The organism is Patiriisocius hiemis (genome assembly GCF_031846325.1).
Lineage (GTDB): Bacteria > Bacteroidota > Bacteroidia > Flavobacteriales > Flavobacteriaceae > Patiriisocius_A > Patiriisocius_A hiemis.
In genome coordinates, this window is the sequence record NZ_JAVRHZ010000026.1 from 1 (window position 1) to 411 (window position 411).

Below are 411 nucleotides of genomic sequence, written 5' to 3' on the forward strand. Positions count from 1 at the left end.
GATACCGTTACCTACACCTTAGTAGTAAGTAACGCAGGTCCAGATACAGCCAACAATGTAGTTGTTACGGACACACCTTCAAATTTAACGATACAAACCATAAGTGCTCCTTGCGCAGGCGGTTTCCCTTGTACAATATCTAGTATTGCTTCGGGTACTCCAGCCAATGATGTTACTATAACTGTTACCGCTACAGTAGATGGAGCAGGTGCATTTGACAATGCCGCTTCAGTAAGTGCAGACGAGGTAGACAATAATGCCGCAAATGATAGTGATAATGATGGAGCTGTTGCAGCAGGTGTAGCCGATGTAGGAGTAACGAAGACCTTAACAGATACAAGTCCGTATCAAACAGGTGATACCGTTACCTATACCTTAGTAGTAAGTAACTCAGGTCCAGATACAGCCAAT

Annotated in this window: 1 protein-coding gene; it reads left to right on the plus strand. The window is 43.8% G+C overall.

Annotated features, from left to right (window positions below; genetic code table 11):
• The coding region (locus RM538_RS13390) for a hypothetical protein (RefSeq protein ID WP_311333943.1) at nt 1-411 on the plus strand (411 nt) is incomplete at both ends.